Origin of the sequence: Brenneria alni (genome assembly GCF_003666245.1) — a bacterium.
GTDB classification, from domain to species: Bacteria; Pseudomonadota; Gammaproteobacteria; order Enterobacterales; family Enterobacteriaceae; genus Brenneria; species Brenneria alni.
Genome location: NZ_MJLZ01000098.1, coordinates 1 through 2,095, shown reverse-complemented (window position 1 = coordinate 2,095; position 2,095 = coordinate 1). Strand labels below are relative to the sequence as shown.

Below are 2,095 nucleotides of genomic sequence, written 5' to 3'. Positions count from 1 at the left end.
GGTATACCTTTATTACTATCATTCAAAGGCAGAAAAAGAATCCTAACAGGGGGTTATCATGGCTCTTGAAACGGCTGTTGGTATCATTTTCCTGCTCGTAATAGTTGGCAGTTATATAGGTATTGGGAAATAAAAATTGGTTCGCATAATAACGTTATGCAAAAGAGCCGCCTGCGGGATTCTATTTTCGCATGCGGCTTTTCTACATAACGTGTGGCACATTATGCGAACCAAGGTAAGGATGGGCGGGAACTGGCGTTCCCGGTGCTGTTGTATGTCGTAGTTGTCATTCAGAAACTGCCGAAAATGAGCTGGTTCCTCACTCGTTGACCTCGACTTAACCTCTCCTGTTAGTACCGCCGTGCTGGTTGACCGACGGTACTACATATGAGGTATCAAATCTTACAGATTGCTACATTGACCTGTGGTCTTGCTGCGCCAAGATTTGCCGCCAGACAGCTTGCAATTGTGGGCGTCCTTATTATTAAGGATCTTACCGGTACAGTTTTTCGCAGACCAGCATTCATTGCGATCTGCCTTAGTATTATCCTGTGCTTTTTCTGGGGCTGGTTGTACCTGTGATGGTTTATCGTTGGACGGCAAGATTTTGGTATCGGGTTTCTGCGTATCAGCAACCACTGACCCTTGCCATAAACATACAATAGCGAGTATTACAGTATTGATTGTTTTCATAAGGAGTACCTCGATCAATTAAGTTTGAATTGTGTATGCACCCGATAGCTTTTGAAGAACTGCATCTGAGCCCATTCGGAAACAGCAACCAGGCTGACTTTGCCTTTCTTGGTGCGCCGATAGATAAGCACTGCGGTACTGAATACCCAAGGTACGATCAGTACGTCGCTGTCATCTGGTGCCTTGAACTCTTGTTCGACGATGGTTTCAGTGACTGACTCGCGGCTTACCTCTAGCACATCGGTAACACCGAACTCCATATCCAAAGTTGAGGCCACTTCCGATCCCGATATTGGCTCGACCGCTTTTTCTGAGAGAGAAGTCTTAAGTGACCAACTAACTGTCAGCACATTTTTGATCGCTGAAGTCACGGTGACTTTCTCGCTGGTTTTACGTGAGGAACCTGCCGGAATGTTGATGAAACTGCGTGGATCGGTACCCACGCTATAAATAGCTACGGAGAAGTACTCGTCCAGAAATAGGCTTTGGGCATATGGCGTTGGATAGTCTGGATCGCCGATACCGTCCCAAATGTCGCTATCAATAACCAGCGGTTCGGAACGCGCTAACAAACGGCGAGTCATGTAGGGACCTTCAGGGATATATATAAGCGGGTTGAAGTCATCGATCTGCTCCAGATCCTTCTCTATCTGATCCCAATCGCGCACATCTGGATTCTTAGCCGCAAGCTCCAATAGATATTCGCGGTATTCCGTCTCTACGGGGTCTAATTTATTTTCCACCCGTGATGACATGATGTCCTCCTCTACTTGCATCAGTTTCTTGTCTCGCCCGGCACGGATGGTGACTGACCGATTGAAATCATGGCCGCTTGCTGGCAGATCTTTCCAACCGTAGGACGTCAAAGCCCCTCCCGCCGTCAGGCTTGAATCGTTGGAGCCAGAGAATGGGACGTCAATCATCAGCGTCACTGCGCCGTATCCCTTTTCGCCTGGCGGTACTTTGTCCTTCCACTGCGCGTGGCATTCATAGCCCGTCCAGGTACCTTTAGCGGCGCGGATGCCCAGTGCCTGTACCGTGGTGTTTGGTGGGATACTGCACGGACCGTTGTCGTCCTTGGAATCCCTATACCATGTTCCCCACTCAATTGAACTGCTGGCGACTTCGAGTGTTCTATCTGTTGCATTGGTTATTGTTAAATAAAAGGTCCAAGACATCTCTTTATCTCCTTAATTAACAGTGTGGTAATATAGTTACTTTCTGAGACGAATAAAAACCAAAGCTAAATTAGCCTTTTTTACTATTGCACTGACATCGATTTTCCAGGTGTAGCACTTTGAATTAACATGGGATTTTTATATTATTACAGCATCTATCTATATTTTTATTATCCAATTCAATTTTAATCAGCAAGCGACGAGTAATTTTTTCATTATTATAC

Annotated in this window: 2 protein-coding genes; both read right to left on the bottom strand. The window is 46.1% G+C overall.

What is annotated here, in order from left to right:
• Nucleotides 1-402: 402 nt before the first annotated feature.
• Nucleotides 403-693, bottom strand: coding sequence for a hypothetical protein (locus BIY29_RS19775; RefSeq protein WP_121576706.1), 291 nt, complete (start codon nucleotides 691-693; stop codon nucleotides 403-405).
• 14 nt (nucleotides 694-707) lie between these two features.
• Nucleotides 708-1,871, bottom strand: coding sequence for a hypothetical protein (locus BIY29_RS19770; RefSeq protein WP_121576705.1), 1,164 nt, complete (start codon nucleotides 1,869-1,871; stop codon nucleotides 708-710).
• Nucleotides 1,872-2,095: the final 224 nt, after the last annotated feature.

What these genes read in the sequence shown, in the direction of transcription:
- BIY29_RS19775 (WP_121576706.1), bottom strand. Translation starts at nt 693, where the DNA reads ATGAAAACAATCAATACTGTAATACTCGCTATTGTATGTTTATGGCAA.
- BIY29_RS19770 (WP_121576705.1), bottom strand. Translation starts at nt 1,871, where the DNA reads ATGTCTTGGACCTTTTATTTAACAATAACCAATGCAACAGATAGAACA.